Origin of the sequence: Pseudomonas fakonensis, assembly GCF_019139895.1 — a bacterium.
In the GTDB taxonomy this organism is placed as follows: domain Bacteria; phylum Pseudomonadota; class Gammaproteobacteria; order Pseudomonadales; family Pseudomonadaceae; genus Aquipseudomonas; species Aquipseudomonas fakonensis.
Genome location: NZ_CP077076.1, coordinates 5,572,999 through 5,590,901, shown reverse-complemented (window position 1 = coordinate 5,590,901; position 17,903 = coordinate 5,572,999). Strand labels below are relative to the sequence as shown.

At 62.0% G+C, this 17,903-nt stretch carries 16 protein-coding genes and 1 pseudogene; 12 read left to right on the top strand and 5 right to left on the bottom strand.

The window, feature by feature from the left end:
- The 10 genes and pseudogenes from KSS94_RS24640 to KSS94_RS24595 all read left to right on the top strand — a co-directional run bounded on the left by KSS94_RS24640 (position 1) and on the right by KSS94_RS24595 (position 8,839).
- The gene (locus KSS94_RS24640; RefSeq protein WP_217840633.1) at positions 1 to 876 is read left to right on the top strand and encodes an iron-containing redox enzyme family protein; all 876 of its coding nucleotides are present in this window, start codon (positions 1 to 3) and stop codon (positions 874 to 876) included.
- Entirely contained in the window at positions 873 to 2,105 is a 1,233-nt protein-coding gene (locus KSS94_RS24635) for an ATP-grasp domain-containing protein (RefSeq protein ID WP_217840632.1), read from the top strand. Before KSS94_RS24640 ends, KSS94_RS24635 begins: the two co-directional genes overlap by 4 nt.
- 40 nt (positions 2,106 to 2,145) lie before the next feature.
- Positions 2,146 to 3,396 carry a cation:proton antiporter gene (locus KSS94_RS24630; protein ID WP_217840631.1) on the top strand — a complete coding sequence of 417 codons (1,251 nt, stop codon included), beginning with the start codon at positions 2,146 to 2,148 and terminating at the stop codon, positions 3,394 to 3,396.
- A 66-nt stretch (positions 3,397 to 3,462) separates the two neighbouring features.
- Positions 3,463 to 4,332 carry a DMT family transporter gene (locus KSS94_RS24625; RefSeq protein WP_217840630.1) on the top strand — a complete coding sequence of 290 codons (870 nt, stop codon included), beginning with the start codon at positions 3,463 to 3,465 and terminating at the stop codon, positions 4,330 to 4,332.
- A gap of 101 nt (positions 4,333 to 4,433) precedes the next feature.
- A complete protein-coding gene (locus KSS94_RS24620) occupies positions 4,434 to 5,369 on the top strand; it encodes a LysR family transcriptional regulator (RefSeq protein ID WP_217840629.1) in 936 nt (311 codons plus the stop codon).
- Positions 5,370 to 5,412: 43 nt separating this feature from the next.
- Entirely contained in the window at positions 5,413 to 5,589 is a 177-nt protein-coding gene (locus KSS94_RS24615) for a rubredoxin (RefSeq protein ID WP_217840628.1), read from the top strand.
- A gap of 22 nt (positions 5,590 to 5,611) precedes the next feature.
- Positions 5,612 to 5,710, top strand: a pseudogene (locus tag KSS94_RS27715) (class II fructose-bisphosphate aldolase); the annotation flags it as partial.
- 154 nt (positions 5,711 to 5,864) lie between these two features.
- On the top strand, positions 5,865 to 7,982 hold the full coding sequence (locus KSS94_RS24605; RefSeq protein WP_217840627.1) for a putative bifunctional diguanylate cyclase/phosphodiesterase: 2,118 nt from the start codon (positions 5,865 to 5,867) through the stop codon (positions 7,980 to 7,982).
- Between the two features lie 39 nt (positions 7,983 to 8,021).
- Entirely contained in the window at positions 8,022 to 8,522 is a 501-nt protein-coding gene (locus tag KSS94_RS24600; RefSeq protein WP_217840626.1) for a M48 metallopeptidase family protein, read from the top strand.
- 14 nt (positions 8,523 to 8,536) lie between these two features.
- The gene (locus KSS94_RS24595) at positions 8,537 to 8,839 is read left to right on the top strand and encodes a winged helix-turn-helix domain-containing protein (RefSeq protein WP_217840625.1); all 303 of its coding nucleotides are present in this window, start codon (positions 8,537 to 8,539) and stop codon (positions 8,837 to 8,839) included.
- 31 nt (positions 8,840 to 8,870) lie between these two features.
- Here the strand turns inward: KSS94_RS24595 and KSS94_RS24590 are convergent, their stop codons facing one another.
- Positions 8,871 to 9,323, bottom strand: a complete 453-nt coding sequence (locus KSS94_RS24590) for a GNAT family N-acetyltransferase (protein ID WP_217840624.1) — start codon at positions 9,321 to 9,323, stop codon at positions 8,871 to 8,873.
- A gap of 202 nt (positions 9,324 to 9,525) precedes the next feature.
- Between KSS94_RS24590 and KSS94_RS24585 the strand changes: the two genes are divergently transcribed.
- Positions 9,526 to 10,263 carry a substrate-binding periplasmic protein gene (locus KSS94_RS24585; RefSeq protein ID WP_217840623.1) on the top strand — a complete coding sequence of 246 codons (738 nt, stop codon included), beginning with the start codon at positions 9,526 to 9,528 and terminating at the stop codon, positions 10,261 to 10,263.
- A gap of 295 nt (positions 10,264 to 10,558) precedes the next feature.
- Here KSS94_RS24585 and yccS read toward each other — a convergent pair whose 3' ends face one another.
- The 4 genes from yccS to mdtD all read right to left on the bottom strand — a co-directional run bounded on the left by yccS (position 10,559) and on the right by mdtD (position 17,123).
- On the bottom strand, positions 10,559 to 12,742 hold the full coding sequence (yccS, locus tag KSS94_RS24580) for a YccS family putative transporter (RefSeq protein ID WP_217840622.1): 2,184 nt from the start codon (positions 12,740 to 12,742) through the stop codon (positions 10,559 to 10,561).
- 188 nt (positions 12,743 to 12,930) lie between these two features.
- Complete coding sequence (locus KSS94_RS24575; RefSeq protein WP_217840621.1) at positions 12,931 to 14,112, bottom strand: BaiN/RdsA family NAD(P)/FAD-dependent oxidoreductase; 1,182 nt, start codon at positions 14,110 to 14,112, stop codon at positions 12,931 to 12,933.
- Between the two features lie 136 nt (positions 14,113 to 14,248).
- Positions 14,249 to 15,586: an ATP-dependent RNA helicase DbpA gene (dbpA, locus tag KSS94_RS24570; RefSeq protein WP_264082041.1), complete on the bottom strand. Its 1,338-nt coding sequence runs from the start codon at positions 15,584 to 15,586 to the stop codon at positions 14,249 to 14,251.
- Positions 15,587 to 15,695: 109 nt separating this feature from the next.
- A complete protein-coding gene (gene mdtD / locus KSS94_RS24565; protein ID WP_217840619.1) occupies positions 15,696 to 17,123 on the bottom strand; it encodes a multidrug transporter subunit MdtD in 1,428 nt (475 codons plus the stop codon).
- Between the two features lie 120 nt (positions 17,124 to 17,243).
- On the opposite strand from mdtD, the gene KSS94_RS24560 reads away from it, so the two are divergent.
- Complete coding sequence (locus tag KSS94_RS24560) at positions 17,244 to 17,837, top strand: hypothetical protein (RefSeq protein WP_217840618.1); 594 nt, start codon at positions 17,244 to 17,246, stop codon at positions 17,835 to 17,837.
- Positions 17,838 to 17,903 lie beyond the last annotated feature (66 nt).

Here is a 17,903-nt window from a genome sequence, read left to right as displayed (position 1 = left end):
ATGAAACAATTGGCCCGTGACACCCAGCAACAACTCGCTAATTATTACCGCTGTTTTCTCGGGGACCCGGCACAGCTTGTTGCCACGCAACGATCGCTTAGGTCGTCCCGCGATATCGTGGAATGCCTGGAGGACGAATGGACTGCTGACGAGGAGCGTTTGATTGATCTGAGGGCGCTGCCGACTACAAAGGAAGCATTTCTCTCGTGGTACGTGGCGTGCGAGAAGAAGATCAATGAAGATATCCGGTTTTTCGTGGACTTCATGCGCTATCAGGCTTGTGCCGAGCAAGTAGCCTATTACATCTGCATGGAAGAAATGGTCGATGGTTCTTTCGATGACTTAATGGCCGTGGCTCAACTGGGTATGCCGACTCATTGCAAGATGATTGCAGGCGAGAACTACTGGGATGAGATGGGCAATGGTGACTTCGCCGCCGTACACACCACGATGTTCCGCACCTCTTCCAGCTACATGCGTGATCTGTTGGGACGGGCGGGTATCAGTACGGAGGCACCTCCTATCGAATGCTTGATGAATGGCAACATACTGTTGATGTGGGCGGTACGCCGTGAGTACAACATGCGCCTTATCGGCGCTATGGGATTGGTGGAAGGGTCAGCACCGGTACGTTTTGGTGCCACCACGGCGGCCATGGAACGCTTGGGGTTGCCAGAAGACGTGATTGCCTACCACAAGGCCCATATCAGCATTGACACCCGGCATAGCGCCGCCTGGTACGAAACGGTGCTACAGCACTATGCGTCTTGTGGCGAGGATGTGGTGCGCGAACTTTCACTGGGCGTGATGATTCGCTACAACGTCGCGCTTCGGTACTACGACTACATGTACAAAGCCATGCGGAGCCTGGGATGAATACTCGACATCAGACGGTGGTTGTCATTGACCCCATCAGTTCGGGTCGTCGCTACGGACAAGATATTCGTAAAAAGGGATATCACGCCTTGGCCCTGATTACCCGCAAGCAGTTTCCCGGGCGCTTGCAGAAACTGCATGGTGTCGATGGCTTCGACGAAGTGGTGCATGTCGAGAGCCTGGAGCAGGCCAAGACTAGCATGGTGGGTAGGGTGGTACTTGCGGTGATTCCAGGTTCCGATTCGGCATTGCGAATTAGCGATCGTTTGGCCGCTCATCTGGGGGTGGCGGGCAATCCGATCCAAACATGCGTGGCCCGGCTGAACAAGCTTGAAATGAAGCGTCGTTTGCAGCAAGAAGGGGTCCCTGTAACGCCTGCTCTCAAGCTGTCCTCGGAAAAACTGGCTGAGGGGTATGACCCAGGTATCGCCTTTCCAGTCGTGGTCAAACCGACCCAAGGCACGGGTGCCAAGAACGTGAAGGTCTGCCACTCGAGGAGCGATATGTACAAGGCATTGGCCGCTATTGAAAGCAATGCCGAGCCTGGGGTACAGGAGGAGAGGGATGCACTGGTGGAAGCATATGTTGAAGGACCTGAATACTTCATTGTTACGGCGAATCTGGGAGCGATAGGACGACAGATTCTTTGCTTCGCCGAGTACGAAAAAATTCAGATCGGCGACTACCCAAGCGTTTATCGAAACATTCGATCCATTTCGCCCGTAAGCGATTTGGCGCGGCAGGCATTTGCCTATATCTCCCAAGTCAACTCGGCCATTGAAGCAAATATTGGCATCAACGATATCGAGTTCAAAATCAACCCTGCTGGACATTTCATCATCGAACAGAACGGCCGTCTGCCTGGGGCGAATGTGCCCTCCCTCATAGAATTGTGCGCAGGGCTGAACTGCTATGACCTCAACATCAATATCTACCTAGGCCATATCCCGCTCACGTTGCCTGTTCCGCGCTACGAAAAACACTTCTGTATCTGTTGTCTGATTTGTGAGCAGGGCGGCACGGTGACGGGTATTGAAGGTGATGCACTGGTCAAGGCACTCGATTCGTTCCACGAGCTTGGACTTCTTGTGGAGAAGGGAGAAGTCATCGAGTCGACTCGGGACTTTCTGTCGAGCTGGGGGTTTGTTTACCTCATCCATGAGGATGCAGAGGTTTTGCGCTGCCACGCCGAGATCGTTCATGAGCATCTGAAACTGACGCTCGCGTAGTTTCAGGTATCAATGGCCGGTTCTGGATGAGGGACAATCCATGTCGAACTGGATAGTGTTGGTATGTTTGATTTTGCTTGCATGCAAGGTTTGCGGGCGTGTAGCGACAATGTTTGGCCAGAGCCGGGTGGTTGGTGAAATCGTCGCCGGTATCCTGTTGGGGCCCACGGTGCTGGGTACGTGGTTTCCGCAAATTTCGGAGAAAGTGCTCACACCCGAATCGACGGAAGTTGTTCGGGCACTCGGCGAGCTAGGGCTGATCATGCTAATGGTGGAAGTGCCTTGGCATGCCGCCGGTGTCGGGAAGCGGAAGGGAGGGCAATTGACCCCTGTCCTGATCGCGACGCTTGGTGTCGCTCTGTCATTTTCCCTGGGCTGCTTTATTGGCGCATGGTCGAAGACGTCAATCGCTCCGGCGCAGCCCTATTGGTCTTATGTGATCTTCTGTGGTGTCGCTCTGTCGGCGACCGCACTCCCTGTGCTTGTCAGCATCATCCAAGAGCATCGAGGTATTGATGTGCAGGCCGGTCGTTTAGCGCTTTCAGCGGCGGTCTACACAGATGTTTTTGCTTGGTTTGCACTGGCGCTGGTGTTGACGTTGCAGTTCGGTGGAACAGTTGGTCTGTTCGAGAGCGTGATTAGGGGCGCTGCCCTTGCACTTTATACCGGTTTGATGCTCCTAGTGGTCCGTCCGTGGCTGAAAAAGCGGATAATCCACATCGCGCTCGGTGAGCGTTCCCGTGTCGGGATTGCCTTGGTCTATTGCCTCTTTTCGGCGCAAGTCACCGCGATGCTTGGCTTTCACCATGCCATAGGCGCGGTCTTGGCAGCATACGTATTTCACGATTTGTACTCGATGGAACAGGCCTGGCGCCGTTGGATCGGCAGATTCGGTCATCTGTTTCTTGCCCCGATCTTTTTTGCCAGCGCGGGTATCCAGGTTTCGCTGGGCGCTTTCACCGAACCTGGTCTTTGGCTGTGGCTGCTTTTGTTTCTGCTGGGGGGGACTGTCGGCAAGGTGCTGGGTTCATATATTGGAGCTAGGGCATCTGGATTGAAACCAAAAGTTTCAATAGAGGTCGGAGTGCTGATGAATACTAAAGGTCTCGTAGAATTGGTGATTCTCGGAGTAGGACTGCAGGCGGGGGTGCTGTCTGAAAGTTCCTATAGTATTATATTGGTACTTGCACTTATCTCCACGGTGTTGACTGTTCCACTCATTGCGTTGTTAAGTTGGTGGTCGCGCAAGAACGCCTCGGCGTTTAAGGTCTCATCTGGTTCAGATGTTTGATTTTTGACGCGGTCTGGATTGCTGTCATGGGCGATACAGGGGGTAATCATAAAAAGGAGTATTACTGTGGATGTATTGATGGGGTTGGTCGCTGCGGCACTTTGGGGAGCAACAGACTTTCTGGTAGGCGTGAACGCACGAGCGGTTGGGGTAAAAAGGGCGGTTTCATTCGGGCAGTTGCTCGGGCTCTTGCTAATGACAGTTATTATTTTGGCTTCTGCCAGTCAATGGGAAAAATTTACATCTGCGCCTTGGCGTGCGATAGGGCTCGGTATTGTCGCCTCTCTGTGCACAGTAGTGGGTGCGTTGGCGCTTTCAAAGGCCTTCGCCGTTGGCAAGACCGCAGTAGTAGCGCCCTTAGTCACCTCGTATGGTGTTTTTACGACATTGTTGGCGTGGCTGGGGGGCGAAGTCCTTTCGGTCTGGCAGGTGGTCGGTATTCTCGTTTGCTTCTTCGGGGTTTTGCTGGCCAGCCGTGGTGATCACGGAGCAGGTTTCGAGCGGAGGGCCACCAGCTCGGTGTCTGTCGGGTTTGCCTTGCTTGCTGCCATGCTTTACGGAATCAGTTTCTGGATTCAGGGCAAATTCGCCTTGCCAGCGCTCGGGCCGGTGAACATGCTGGCGTTGGGATATGCAGTGGGGGTCATATTCCTCATCCCGGAAACCGTCAAGCTACTACGGGACTACGCGTCGATCAGGTTGAAGACTTTTGGTTCGCTTTGCGGCGCCAGTCTGTTCAACCTTGGAGGATTCTCCGCGTTTTCTTGGGGTGCACTCAATGGTTCGGTTTCTGTCGTCACAGTCATCAGCACACTCTCGGGCGGCATTGCTGCGATCTTGGGTTATTTATTTTATCGCGAGCGGCTGTCGGGTATCCAAGTAGGTGGTGTCAGCCTGGTGTTGTTAGGGGCTGTGCTGCTGCATATTTACGGATAAGTTTTCCTTTCGTGAGCGTGCAAAGGTTTGCTGTGTTTTTCGGTTCTTGTGCCAGTTGTGTAAGTTTTGCTGCTGGCCTGAAGATATGAGTGGTCATAATAATGGACTATCGAGGCTACCTTCCGAAGATTCATGTTGACATGTTGTCCTGCATGGCTGCGTTTGCTGTCGTGGTTGAGACGGGAAGCTTCGTGGAAGCATCGGCTCGGCTAGGATTAACCGCATCGGCAGTCAGTAAGCAAGTATCAAAGCTTGAAAGTGCTTTGTCGATTCGATTGATCGAGCGCAGTACCCGGCAGTTGAAAATCAATGCTGAGGGGGCTCAGGTTTACGCGCATTGCAAGGAATTGCTTGAGTCTTTGGCAAATGTATATCGTTTCAAGGAGCGGTTTCTCGAAACCCCGCAAGGACTTATCCGTATTGCCGTACCTCGTTCCCTCTACGGTACATGCCATCAATTAGTTCCTGAATTTCTGGAGCGTTATCCCTGTGTTAATGTCCAGCTTGTTTCGGATGAAGGGTGGAGTGACCTTATCGCTGAAAGTATCGACATCGGTATAAGAGTTACGGATAACCCGCCATTAGGATTGGTCGCACGTAAGTTGTTTCCTGTCGATTTTGTTGTCTGCGCTGCGGAGAGTTACCTGGAGAAGCACGGTCGTCCCGTACATCCTTCGGCTTTGGCGGAACACAGCTGCATATCTTTGTCAAATATCGGCGAAAGCCAAAGCTGGAAGTTTGTATCCGCTCGAGGCGCCTGCGAAATCAAGGTTTCAGGCCGCTATGTTTCAGACAGCCCGGAGGCTGTACTGAATGCCACCCTCTCGGGCGTGGGTATTTCCTGCTTGCCGTTGAGGCTGGCTGTCGAGGCAATTGCTGCCAACACTTTGGTGGAAGTGCTGCCCGAGTGGAAGTACGTGGGGAGGCTGCAAGGGATGGCATGGATCCTTTTTCAGCCTGGACGGCATGTCTCGCAGAAGATCAAGGTGATGGTCGAGTATCTGGTCGGCGCGCTGCGTAGAACAGGGCGAGCTTGAGGGTTGAATCACTGGTGCGGTTGGAACAGTAAAGGGGAGAGCGATGACGACACTGTTTGCCGAGTATCGTTGTGAAATGTGCTGGTATGTCTACGATCCTGCTCGCGGTGATCCTGAGCATGGAATTGATCCGGGTACTGCATTCGAAGAGATTCCGCAGGAGTGGCTCTGCCCCGACTGCGGCTTGGGTAAGGAAGCATTCGTGCCTCGCGAGCGGTGAGCGGCTGAGTAGTCGAAGCCCGGTGGCGCTGAACCCGAGCGAGTTCGACCCGCGCAAGTTCTTCGGTGAAACCATCAAGGCCATGCGCGACGTGTGCATCGACCGCTACGAAGCCTTCGGGGCATGACAAGTTGCACGGCGCGTTTACCGTTAGTCGGCTAACATCAAATTCATGGCGTATAGCCATCGGTTGATTGTTGCGTCTTCGGGCGCCCTGACTAGAGTAACTATCGGATCCAATCTGATGTAGCAGTCGGTCCTACAAGAGAAGCAGCATGGATGTCGCTCACACACAACAGCCGGACAACCGGTCGACACTACTGGTCGTAGACGACTATCCGGAAAACCTCATCAGCATGCGGGCCTTGCTGTCGCGCCAGGATTGGCAGGTGCTGACCGCAAGTTCCGGCATGGAAGCCCTGAGCACCCTGCTGGAGCACGAGGTGGACCTGGTCCTGCTCGACGTGCAGATGCCTGAGATGGACGGCTTCGAGGTGGCCCGGCTGATGCGCGGCAGCCAGCGCACGCGGCTGACACCGATCATCTTCCTGACCGCCAACGAACAATCCGAAGCCGCTGTGCTCAAGGGCTATGCCAGTGGCGCGGTGGACTACCTGTTCAAGCCCTTCGACCCGCAAATTCTCAAGCCCAAGGTACAGGCGCTGCTGGAACAGCAGCACAACCGGCGCATGCTCCAGCGCCTGACCCGCGAGCTCGAGTCGGCGCGGGCCTTCAACGCCTCCATTCTGGAGAACGCCGCCGAAGGCATCCTGGTGGTGGACGAGTCGGGCACCATCGGCTTCGCCAACCCGGCCATCTCGCGGCTGCTGGAAACCCCTGTGGACAAGTTGCAGGGCGCCCACGTGCTGGACCTGATCCAGCTGCCCTGCGCCAGCCTGTGGCGCGAATCGGACTTCTACCAGGCCTACCTGGGGCGGCAGATCTTCCGCGTGCACGATGCCCAGCTGCGTACCCTGCACGGGCAGCTGGTGCCGGTGGCGTTGTCTTGTGCGCCGCTGCCGGCCGAGCAGAAGGCCATGGTGGTGACGGTGCTGGACATGTCGGTGGTGCGTAGCCTGCATCAGCAGCTGGAGTACCAGGCGGTGACCGACCCGCTGACCGGCCTGCTCAACCGCCGCGGCTTTTACCAGACCGCCGAGAGCGCGCTGCTGCGCAATGAGCGTTCGGGCAAGGCCAAGGCCCTGATGTACATGGACCTGGACGGCTTCAAGCGCATCAACGACCTGCTCGGCCACGAGGCCGGCGACCAGGTGTTGCGCTGGGTTGCCGAGCAGCTCAAGGATTGCCTGGGCAGCGCCGCGCTGCTGGCGCGCATGGGCGGCGACGAGTTCACCGCGCTGTTCGACGGCCTGCCGTACCCCGAACAGGCCGGGCGCTTCGCCGAGCAGTTGCTGGAGCGCATGTCGGGCTTCAAGGAAGTGGACGGGCTGGAGGTCAGCCTGGGGGTGAGCATCGGCATTGCCACCTACCCTGATTGCGGCGCCAACGTCGAAGGCCTGCTGCGCGCCGCAGATGCGGCGATGTATGCGGCCAAGCAGGCCGGGCGCCAGCAGTACCGCTTCTACGACGAGGAACTCAACGGCCGCGCCCGTTCGCGGCTGATGCTCGAGGACAGCGTGCGCGCCGCCATCGAGCAGAACGACTTCACCCTGGTCTACCAGCCGCAGGTGGCCTTTGCCGACGGCCGCCTGCGCGGCTTCGAGGCGCTGCTGCGCTGGAAGCACCCCAGTGTCGGCGACGTGCCGCCGGGGCTGTTCATTCCGCTGCTGGAAGAAGCCCGGCTGATCAACCGCCTGGCCAGCTGGATCTACCGCAAGGGCGCTGACCAGCGCCGCGGCTGGGGCGCACGCTTTGGCCCCGAGCTGGTGCTGGGCATCAGCCTGAGCCGCGCGCAGTTCGCCATGCCGGGGCTGGCCGACGAGCTGGCCCGGGTCATCGAGGAATACGGCCTGCAGGGGCACCAGCTGGAGGTGGAAGTGGCCGAGACCTCGCTGATGTACAACATCGATGCGGCGGTGAAGCAGGTCAACCGCCTGCGCGAACTGGGCATCCGCGTAGCGCTGGACGACTTTGGCGCCGGCGACTGCTCGCTGCGCATGCTGCGCGATTTGCCCATCGACACCCTTAAACTCGACCGCCACCTGGTGGCCCGGCTGCCCGAGTCGGCGCCCGACATCGCCCTGGTGCGCAGCGTGATCGCCCTGTGCGCGGCCTACGATATCACCGTCATCGCCGAGGGCGTCGAGACCCAGGCCCAGGCCGAATGGCTCAAAACCGCCGGTTGCGCCTACGTGCAGGGGTTCCTGGTGGCGCGCCCGATGACCGCAGCCGATGCCGGCGACTTCCCGGCGGTTTTCCCCTGGGGCGCATGATTGGCTAAACTCGCGCATCCTTGTGCCGATGCGCCAGCCATGACCGCCTTACGTTACTTGCAAGCCTACCCGCCACACCTTCAGGAACAGGTGCGCCAGATGATCGCCAGCGACCGCCTGGGCGCCTACCTGCAACAGCGCTACCCCGAGCGCCACGGGGTGCAGAACGACAAGGCGCTGTATGCGTACGCCCAGGACCTCAAGCAGTCGTTCCTGCGCAGCGCCCCGCCGCTGGACAAGGTGCTGTTCGACAACCGCCTGGACCTCACCCACCGTGCGTTGGGGCTGAACACCGCGGTGTCGCGGGTGCAGGGCGGCAAGCTCAAGGCCAAGAAGGAAATCCGCATCGCCTCGCTGTTCAAGGAGGCGGCGCCGCAGTTCTTGCGCATGATCGTGGTGCACGAGCTGGCGCATCTGCGCGAGCGTGACCACAACAAGGCCTTCTACCAGCTCTGCCAGCACATGGAGCCGGACTACCATCAACTGGAATTCGACCTGCGCGTCTACCTGACCTATCGGGAGCTGCCGGGCAACACCTGAGGGACAAGCACCCCATGACCACGGAAGTGAGCAAGACCCGCAGCAGCTTTTACCGCCGCCTGTACGTGGCCTGGCTGATCGACAGCCAGACCGCCGCCAGCGTGCCGGCGCTGATGGAGGCCACCGGCATGCCCCGGCGCACCGCCCAGGACACCATCGCCGCCCTGGCCGACCTGGACATCGTCTGCGAGTTCGAACAACAGGCCGGCGCGCGCAACCATGCCGGCAGCTACCGCATTCGCGACTGGGGGGCGATCGACAAGCAGTGGATCACCCGCAACCTGCGCCAGTTGCGCGAAGTGCTGGGGTACCCGTAAGAAGGCCGCTCCTACTGGAAAGGTGTCTCGTTCAGGCCTTGCGCATGCCGATGTGCGGAATATCGTCTTCCAGATATTCCTCGCCCACTGCAACGAACCCGTGGCGGGCGTAATACCCCTGCAAATGCGCCTGCGCCGACAGGTACACCGGCGTGCCCGCCCAGCAGTGTGCGGCGCACTCCAGGCCTTTGAGCAGCAAGGTGTGGCCCAGGCCACCGCCACGCGCCGCAGGTGAGGTCACCACCCGGCCAATCACCACATCACCGCCTTGCGACTGCGGGTCGAGCAGGCGCAGGTAGGCCACCAGCTTGCCGTCCTGCCAGCCCATCAGGTGCAGGGTGTCGCCCACCAGGTCCTGCCCGTCGACCTCCTGGTAGGCGCAGCGCTGCTCGACCACGAACACCTCGGTGCGCAGTTGCAGGATGGCGTACAGCTGATCTTTGTCGAGGTCGGTATGGTGCTTGCAGATCCATTCGAGGGTCATGGCGGGCTCCTGGGGGCTGGGCCGTGGATGATCGCAAATCCCGCCGCCGAGCACGAGCTTCAATCCATACGGCCAAAATAGAGGCTAAATGACATGATTGCCCGCTGTGGCCGGCAGGCGGCTTGTGTAATCTGCTAGGCGCGTTACGGATAAAGATCGCCAGACTTCAGCGTGGGCTCCCCAACTGCAAAGGGACTTGAGCATGCGGCCACTGCTTTGCGTTCTTGGAATACTGGGCGTGTTGTGTACGCTGCCGGCCCTCGGCCAGGAGCGCTTGCGCCTGGTGGCCGATAGCTGGCCGCCGTTCACCGACAGCAGCATGCCCGGTGGCGGCCTGGCCACCAGCCTGGTCACCACCGCGCTGAACCGCGCGGGCTTCACCACGGTGTTCGAGGAGGTGCCCTGGGCGCGGGCGCTGATGGGCATCGGCGAGGGGCGCTACGACGTGCTGGTCAACGCCTGGTACAACGCCGAGCGCGAGCGTATCGGCCAGTTCTCCGGCACTTACCTGAGCAACCGCATCCGCCTGCTCGAGCGCCAGGGCCAGGCCTTCAGCTACCGGCGCCAGGCCGATCTCTACCCCTACAGCATCGCCGTGGTGCGTGATTACGCCTATTCACCGGTATTCGACAGCGACCCGCGGCTGAACAAGGTGGTGGTGCGCAACTTTTCATCGGCCGTGCGCATGCTGGCTGCGGGCAGGGTCAACCTGGCGGTGGAGGACGAGTACGTGGCCCGCTACAACCTGCAACGCGAACCGCAGGCGGTGCGCGACTCGATCACCTTCGTCGAACGGCCGCTGGGGGAGAACAGCCTGCACATTCTGGTCAGCCTCAAGCACCCGCAGCACGGGCAGATCGTGGCACGGTTCGAGCAGGCCATTGCGGCGATGAAGGCCGATGGCAGCTATGAGCGGCTGTTGCGCCAGCATGGGTTTTGACGACCTGATCCAACGCGATCCTTGTAGGAGCAACTGACTTGCTCAGTTTTTAAAAGCCGACGCGATTCTTGTGGGAAGCGGCCTTGCCGGGGCGCCGTCCGGTCGAGATGGGGCGCGAAGCGGCCCCAAGGCCTCGGTCTCATGCAAAATCGCCGGGGCTGCTGCGCAGCCCATCTCGACCGGACGGCGCCCCGGCGAGGCCGCTTCCCACAGGGGCCGTGGCGCATCTGCGAGACCAGTACTCTGCGCGACAGCGCAGCCGAAAGGGCTGGGTGATATCCACAGAATGTGCGTTTCAGCCCGGCTGGCCTTCCTTGATCAAATGCCCAGCCAAGGTGCGCAGCGGGCCCAGTTGCCGGCAAATCAGCGCCAGCTGGGTCTGCACCAGCCGCTGATGCTCGTCCAGCTCTTCAGGCATCTGCTCCAGCGCGTTGGCCAGCGCTTCTTCTGCATCACTGTGAATCGCCACCGGCAGCCGCGCCGCCAAGCCATTGGCCAGCTCGTCCAGGCTGCTGGCCAGGGTACGCCCGGCGCCGTCGATCAGTTGTTCGTGCACCTCGGCCGGCAACGCCGTGTCACGGTGCGCGCCCAACCCCGACAGGTAGCTGAGCAGCGTGTGCGACAGCACCAGGAAGCGGAAGCCCACGTCGGCCTCCTTACGGAAGTGCCCCGGTTCCATGAGCATGTTGGCCAGGGTGGTGGACAGCGCCGCGTCGGCGTTGTGGGCGTTGCGCCGGGCCAGGCGGTAGGCCAGGTCGTCGCGCTTGCCGTGGGCGTACTGCTGCATGATCTGGCGCAGGTACTCGCTGGCGCAGGCCAGGGTGTTGGCCAGCACCTTGTTCAGGCGCCGGCCCTGCCAGTCGGGCAGGAACAGGAATACCGCCAGGATGGCGATCAGGCTGCCGACCAGAGTGTCGAACAGGCGCGGCAGGAACAATCCGTAGCCATCGCCGATCTGGTTGAAGCAGAACAGCACCATCAGGGTAATGGCTGCAGTTGCCAGGGTATAGCGGGTGGTGCGATTGACGAAGAACACCACCCCGGCCACCACCGCAAACGCCGACTGCACCAGCGGGTTGGGGAACAGGTCGAACAGCGCCCAGCCCACGGTCAGGCCGATCGCCGTGCCGAACACCCGTTGCACCAGCTTGCGCCGGGTCGCCCCGTAGTTGGGCTGGCAGACGAACAGCGTGGTGAGGATGATCCAGTAGCCTTGGGTCGGGTGGATCAGGTGCACCATGCCGTAGCCCACCGACAGCGCCAGCGACAGGCGCAGGGCATGACGGAACAGCAGCGAGGTGGGGGTGAGCTGGGTGCGCAGGCGCTTCCACACATCCTTGAGGTTGCGTGGCGAGCGGTCCAGCAGGCTGCTGTCGCTGGCGTCGGCCAGGGTGTCGGGGTTGCTGGCGGCGCTGAGCAGGCGGTCGAGGGTCGACAGGTTGGCCGCCAGGGCTCGCAATGAACGCAGCAGCCCGCGCCAGGCCGGGTTGCTCTGGACGCGCAGGTGTTCGAGCGAGGCGTTGAGGTCTTCCAGCGCCTCGGGGTAACCGCTGGCCAGCACGAATGGCTGGCGCAGGCGGATCGAGCGCGCCAGCTCCTGGCACGACGAGCCCTGCTTGCGCAGCAGGCGTTGGCAACGGAACATCACGTCGCTGTGGAAAAACGCCTCGGTCAGGGCGTTGTAGGGGTAGTGCGAGGCACTGACCCGCTCGTGGATGTCCTGGGCCAGGAAGTACAGCTTGAGGTAGCGGCTGACCTTGGAGTTGGGCTGGCTGTTGCCGACCCGGTGCAGAATGATCTCTTTGGCCGCGTTGAGCGCTGCCACCACCTTGCCGTTCTGCCGCGCCAGCTCCAGGCGCGTGGCCTCGACGTCGAGGGTGCGCACCGGCTCGAACAGGCTGGCCTTGAGCTTGAGGTAGCTGCCCAGTTCGAAAAACAGCTTGGCCAGGCTTTGCTGCACCGGCTGGTTGGAAAACAACGCCTGCCACAGCACCGAAAGCAGCCCGTACCAGGCCGCGCCGGCCACCAGCAGCAGCGGTTCGTGCCAGAAGTCGGTGACCTCGCCGCCGCGCTGGTCGACGCCGATCATGGTGTACACCGACAATATCAATGTCGCCGAGGCGATCGCCCCGTAGCGTTCACCCAGCGCACCGAGCATGGTCAGGCCGAAGGCCGCCAGGGCCATCGAGGCGGCGAAGATCCAGGGGTAGGGGAACAGCAGCTCTACCGACAGGGCGGCGATGGCAAAGCAGGTCAGGGTCACCGCCAGGGCGCTGAGGCGGCCCTGCCAGCCGTCGTCGGTCTCGGCCAGGGCGCTGGCGATGATGCCCAGGAACAGCGGGATGAGCAGGCTCATCTCGTTCTGGTACCAGCACCAGGCCATGCTGCCGGTCAGGGCGATGGTGACCCGGATGGCATAGCTGAACTTGTCTTGACCCCACAGGCGACGCAATGAATGGCGAAACGAGCTGGATGGCATGATGGCCTGCTGGGCAGTTGTCGAATGAGAACCTTTGAGGACGCCATCGCCGGCAAGCCGGCTCCTACAGGAATACGCGCCCCCTGTAGGAGCCGGCTTGCCGGCGATGGGCTGCAGGGCAGCCCCGAAAATGGCGCCTCCAGCACAGACCAGCAAGAAGCGTTCCGTGCTGCTGAATGGATTCTACTCTACACGAACTGCGCCGCGGCGTTGGCCGAAGCCCACGCCCACTGGAAGTTGAACCCTCCCAGGTGGCCGCTCACATCCAGCACTTCGCCGATGAAGTACAGCCCCGGGCTTTTCAGCGACTCCATGGTCTTGGACGACACTTCGCGGGTGTCCACGCCGCCAAGTGTAACCTCGGCGGTGCGATAGCCCTCGGTACCGGCCGGCACCACCTGCCAGGCCGCCAGTTTTTCGGCGATCTGCACAAGCTCTGCCGGTGTGTACTGCTTGAGCGGTTTCGACACGAACCACTGCTCGGCCAGCAGGTTGGCCAGCTTGCGGGTGAACACCTCGCCCAGCACGGTCTTAAGCTCTGTGTTGGGGCGCTCTACCTGCTGGCCTTGCAGCCACTCCAGCGCATCACGGTCGGGCAAAAGGTTGATCTCGAGCGTGTCACCGGCCTCCCAGAACGACGAAATCTGCAGGATCGCCGGGCCGCTGAGGCCGCGGTGGGTGAACAGCAGGTTCTCGCGAAAACTCACCCCGTTGCAGCTGGCCACGCAGTCCAGCGAGGTGCCGGACAGCTCGGTGCACAGTGCCTTTAGCTGGGGCTCGGTGATGGTGAATGGCACCAGCCCCGCGCGGGTCGGCAGCAGTTCGTGGCCGAACTGGCGGGCCACCTGGTAGCCAAAACCGGTGGCGCCCAGGGTCGGGATCGACAGGCCGCCGGTGGCGATCACCAGCGACTGGCAGGCGAACGCGCCGGCGCTGGTCTGCAATACATAGCCGGCGTCGGTCTTCTCGATTTGCTCGATGCTGGTGTTCATGCGCAGCTCGGCACCGGCTTGGTCGCATTCAGCGAGCAGCATGTCGAGGATGTCGCTGGCCTTGTTGTCGCAAAACAGCTGGCCGAGTTTTTTCTCGTGGTACGGCACGCCGTGCTTGCACACAAGTTCGATGAAGTCCCACTGGGTGTAGCGGGCCAGCGCCGACTTGCAGAAGTGCGGGTTGTGCGAGAGGAAGTTGGCAGGCTCGGTGTACAGGTTGGTGAAATTGCAGCGCCCGCCGCCGGACATGAGGATCTTCTTGCCCGGTTTGTTGGCGTGGTCGAGCAGCAGCACCCGGCGCCCGCGGCGGGCGCTGAGCTGGGCGCACATCAGGCCGGCGGCGCCGGCGCCGAGGATGATCACGTCGGTGGAGTGCACGGTTGGAACCTTTGGCAAAGTAGGGGGTGCGTGGGAGCGGGCTTGCCCCGCGATGGCTTCATCAGGGGCAACATCATTGCCTGATCTGGCCTCATCGCGGGGCAAGCCCGCTCCCACGGATAATCGGTGAAGCCGTTTAGATAATGCGAACTTTCAGGGCGCGGCCCTTGATCTTGCCGCTGTTCAGCCGCTGCATGGCCTGCTTGGCCACCGCGCGCTCCACCGCCACGAAGGCGACGAAGTCGAAGATGGCGATCTTGCCCACCTGCTTGCCCGGCAGGCCGGCATCGCCAGTCAGCGCGCCGAGGATGTCGCCCGGGCGCAGCTTGTCCTTGCGCCCGGCGCCGATGCACAGGGTGCTCATCGGTGGCAGCAGCGGCTCGCCGCCCTTGCTCTTGAGGCTGTCCAGCTGTTCCCAGCGCAGCGGTTGCTTTTGCAGGTCTTCGATGGCCTGGGCGCGGTGGCCCTCGGCCGGGGCCACCAGGCTGATCGCCGTGCCTTTTTCGCCGGCGCGGCCGGTGCGGCCCACGCGGTGCACGTGGATTTCGGCGTCACGCGCCAGCTCGACGTTGATCACCAGGTCCAGGCCGTCGATGTCCAGGCCGCGGGCGGCCACGTCGGTGGCCACCAGCACCGAGCTGCTGCGGTTGGCGAACAGGGTCAGCACCTGGTCGCGGTCGCGTTGTTCCAGGTCGCCGTGCAGGGCCTGGGCATGGATGCCCTTGGCGGTCAGGTGGGTCACCAGGTCTTCGCACTGCTGCTTGGTGAAACAGAACGCCACGCAGGACTGCGGGCGGAAGTGGCCGAGCACGCGGGTGACCGCCTCCAGGCGCTGCTGCGGGTCGATTTCGATGAAGCGCTGTTCGATCTGGTTGTCGCTGTGCAGCGCCTCGACCTTCACCTGCTGCGGCTGGCGCATGAAGTCCTTGGCCAGTTGCTCGATGCCGGCCGGGTAGGTGGCCGAGAACAGCAGGGTCTGGCGGCGCGACGGGGTCTTGCCAATGATCGCGGCGATGGCATCGAAGAAGCCCATGTCGAGCATGCGGTCAGCTTCGTCCAGCACCAGGGTGTTGAGGCCATCAAGTTTCAGGGTGCCTTTGTCCAGGTGCTGCTGGATGCGCCCCGGAGTGCCGACGATGATGTGGGCGCCGTGCTCCAGCGAGGCGATTTGCGGGCCCAGCGACACGCCACCGCAAAGGGTGAGGATCTTGATGTTGTCCTCGGCGCGGGCCAGGCGGCGCAGCTCTTTGGCTACCTGGTCGGCCAGCTCGCGGGTGGGGCACAGCACCAGGGCCTGGCAGCCGAAGTAGCGCGGGTTGATCGGGTTGAGCAGGCCGATGCCGAAGGCGGCGGTCTTGCCGCTGCCGGTCTTGGCCTGGGCGATCAGGTCCTGGCCTTTGAGGATGACCGGCAGGCTCTGGGCCTGGATCGGCGTCATCGAGGCGTAGCCCAGTGCGTCCAGGTTGGCCAGCATGGCGTTGGACAGCGGAAGGGTGGCAAAGGCGGTGGTTTCGAGGGTCACGAGGCGGGCCTGCTGCAATGCAAAAATGCCGCACAGTCTACCAGCCTCGTGGCCATTCGCCCTACGACTCGACGTGATGTTCCGGACGACGGGCGCGCCTTCCGTCCGTCGGCGACAGCTGCAGGAAGATCGCCGCCGCCAGCATGGCCATCAGGCCAATGGTGACGAAGGTCAGCTGGAACGCCCCCAGGGTGGTTTCCACGCCATCGGCGCTGCCGGCGGCGGTGAAGCCGCCTAGCAGCGCACCGGCGCAGGCCACGCCCAGGCTCAGCGACAGCTGCGCCACCACCGACAGCAGGCTGTTGCCGCTGCTGGCGCTGGCGTCGTCCAGGTCGATCAGGGTCACCGTGTTCATCGCCGTGAACTGCATCGAGTTCACCGCCCCGAGCAACGCCAGCTGCACCAGCAGCAGGGCGTAGGGCGTCTGCTCGGTCACCAGCCCCAGGCTTGCCAGCAATATGCCCAGCAGCAGGGTGTTGCCGGTGAGCACGATGCGGTAGCCCAGGCGCTCGATCAGCGGCCGCGCCACCGACTTGGCAACCATCGCCGCTGCCGCCAGGGGGATCATGCTCATGCCGGCCTGGGCCGGCGAGTAGCCCAGCGCTACCTGCAGCAGCAACGGCACCAGAAAGGGCAGGGCGCCGCTGCCCAGGCGGGCGAACAGGTTGCCGAGGATGCCGATGGCGAAGGTACGCACCCGGAACAGCGACGGCGAAAACAGCGGCTCTGGGTCGTGCCCGGCGCGCAGCCAGTAAGCCGCCAGGCACGCCATGCCGGCGAACAGCAGCAACATCACCCGCAGGTGCGGCAGGTGCAGCTCGCCCAGGCCCTCCATGGCGATGGTGATCAGCACCATCGCCGCGCCGAACAGCAAAAAGCCCGGGGTATCGAAGCGGGTGCGCTCGGCGCCGCGCAGGTCGGGGATGAACTTCCACACCGCGTAGCAGCCCAGCGCGCCCACCGGCAGGTTGAGCAAAAAGATCCAGTGCCAGCTGAGGATCTCCACCAGCCAGCCGCCGAGGGTCGGGCCCAGCAGCGGACCGAGCAGGCCGGGGATGGTGATGAAGCTCATGATGCGCACCAGTTCGGTGCGCGGGTAGGCGCGCAGCACCACCAGCCGCCCCACCGGCAGCATCAGCGCGCCGCCCAGGCCCTGGACGATGCGGGCGAAAATCAGAAAGCCCAGGCTGTTGGCCATGGCGCACAGCAGCGAGCCGAAACTGAACAGCAAGATGGCGCCGAAGAAGATGCGCTTGGTGCCGAAGCGGTCGGCGATCCAGCCCGAGGCCGGGATCAGCAGGGCCACGGTGAGCATGTAGGCGATGATCACCCCCTGCATGCGCAGCGGGTCCTCGGCCAGCGAGCGGGCCATGGCCGGCAGCGCGGTGTTGAGGATGGTGCCGTCCAGGGACTGCATGAAGAAGGCGATGGCCACCACCCAGGGCAGCCAGCGGGCGGTAACGGGGTCTAGCGGGGCACGGTCGGGCATGGGGTCCTCGGAGCGGGTGGGCGACTGTCCCTTTGCAAGGTGTTGGCGGTGCGTGAGCGTTGCCTCGGGTTGCCGGCGCGTCTACCGTGGGCGCCTGGCGGTGGTCATGGAGAACACATCATGCCTTTTTTGGCACGCCTGCGCAGGCTGTTCCGGCCTGGGCCGCAGGAGCAGGTGCTTGGTTATTCCATCGAGCAATTGAAGACCCAGTTTGGCGGTAAGGCGAGCCTGGATGTGCCGGCCCCGTGCTCAGGTTTCACCTTGGACCTGATGGAAAGGGGCGTTGGCGCCCGGTATTGGCAGATTCTGCTGGATGCCAGCGATGGCGCGCGCTTGTGGAGCCTGATCGATCAAGGGTTCGAACAGGACGGGGAGGGGTACTGCAGCCGGGAGGGCGGCAAGCGCCTGCTGCTAAAGATTTCGGACCGGGAGTTCAATGCGCTGACTGTGCGCCTGGTTACCGACAGTGAGGCGCTGTTGGTGGCGTTGAATGAGGTGGGTTTCGCGCCTCCGCCGCCCTGGGTGGCGTTCCCTGAATTTGAGGCGCGGTGGTGGGTTGGCAACATGCAGGGCGGCCAGGCGTACTACGAGGATCTGTATCTGGCGCCGTGGTTCAAGGCGCAGGGTGCTGAGGGACGCAAGGCCTGGTTTGACCGGTTTGAGGCCAGTGATGCTTGGCGCCAGCAGTTGGAGGAGCGGTATCAGCCTGATTGAGGGTGGCCTGTGATGGCCCCATCGCCGGCAAGCCGGCTCCTACAGGGGGCGCGTTTTTCTGTAGGA

What these genes read in the sequence shown, in the direction of transcription:
- KSS94_RS24640 (WP_217840633.1), top strand. Translation starts at nt 1, where the DNA reads ATGAAACAATTGGCCCGTGACACCCAGCAACAACTCGCTAATTATTAC.
- KSS94_RS24635 (WP_217840632.1), top strand. Translation starts at nt 873, where the DNA reads ATGAATACTCGACATCAGACGGTGGTTGTCATTGACCCCATCAGTTCG.
- KSS94_RS24630 (WP_217840631.1), top strand. Translation starts at nt 2,146, where the DNA reads ATGTCGAACTGGATAGTGTTGGTATGTTTGATTTTGCTTGCATGCAAG.
- KSS94_RS24620 (WP_217840629.1), top strand. Translation starts at nt 4,434, where the DNA reads ATGGACTATCGAGGCTACCTTCCGAAGATTCATGTTGACATGTTGTCC.
- KSS94_RS24615 (WP_217840628.1), top strand. Translation starts at nt 5,413, where the DNA reads ATGACGACACTGTTTGCCGAGTATCGTTGTGAAATGTGCTGGTATGTC.
- KSS94_RS24605 (WP_217840627.1), top strand. Translation starts at nt 5,865, where the DNA reads ATGGATGTCGCTCACACACAACAGCCGGACAACCGGTCGACACTACTG.
- KSS94_RS24600 (WP_217840626.1), top strand. Translation starts at nt 8,022, where the DNA reads ATGACCGCCTTACGTTACTTGCAAGCCTACCCGCCACACCTTCAGGAA.
- KSS94_RS24595 (WP_217840625.1), top strand. Translation starts at nt 8,537, where the DNA reads ATGACCACGGAAGTGAGCAAGACCCGCAGCAGCTTTTACCGCCGCCTG.
- KSS94_RS24590 (WP_217840624.1), bottom strand. Translation starts at nt 9,323, where the DNA reads ATGACCCTCGAATGGATCTGCAAGCACCATACCGACCTCGACAAAGAT.
- KSS94_RS24585 (WP_217840623.1), top strand. Translation starts at nt 9,526, where the DNA reads ATGCGGCCACTGCTTTGCGTTCTTGGAATACTGGGCGTGTTGTGTACG.
- yccS (WP_217840622.1), bottom strand. Translation starts at nt 12,742, where the DNA reads ATGCCATCCAGCTCGTTTCGCCATTCATTGCGTCGCCTGTGGGGTCAA.
- dbpA (WP_264082041.1), bottom strand. Translation starts at nt 15,586, where the DNA reads ATGCTGGCCAACCTGGACGCACTGGGCTACGCCTCGATGACGCCGATC.
- mdtD (WP_217840619.1), bottom strand. Translation starts at nt 17,123, where the DNA reads ATGCCCGACCGTGCCCCGCTAGACCCCGTTACCGCCCGCTGGCTGCCC.
- KSS94_RS24560 (WP_217840618.1), top strand. Translation starts at nt 17,244, where the DNA reads ATGCCTTTTTTGGCACGCCTGCGCAGGCTGTTCCGGCCTGGGCCGCAG.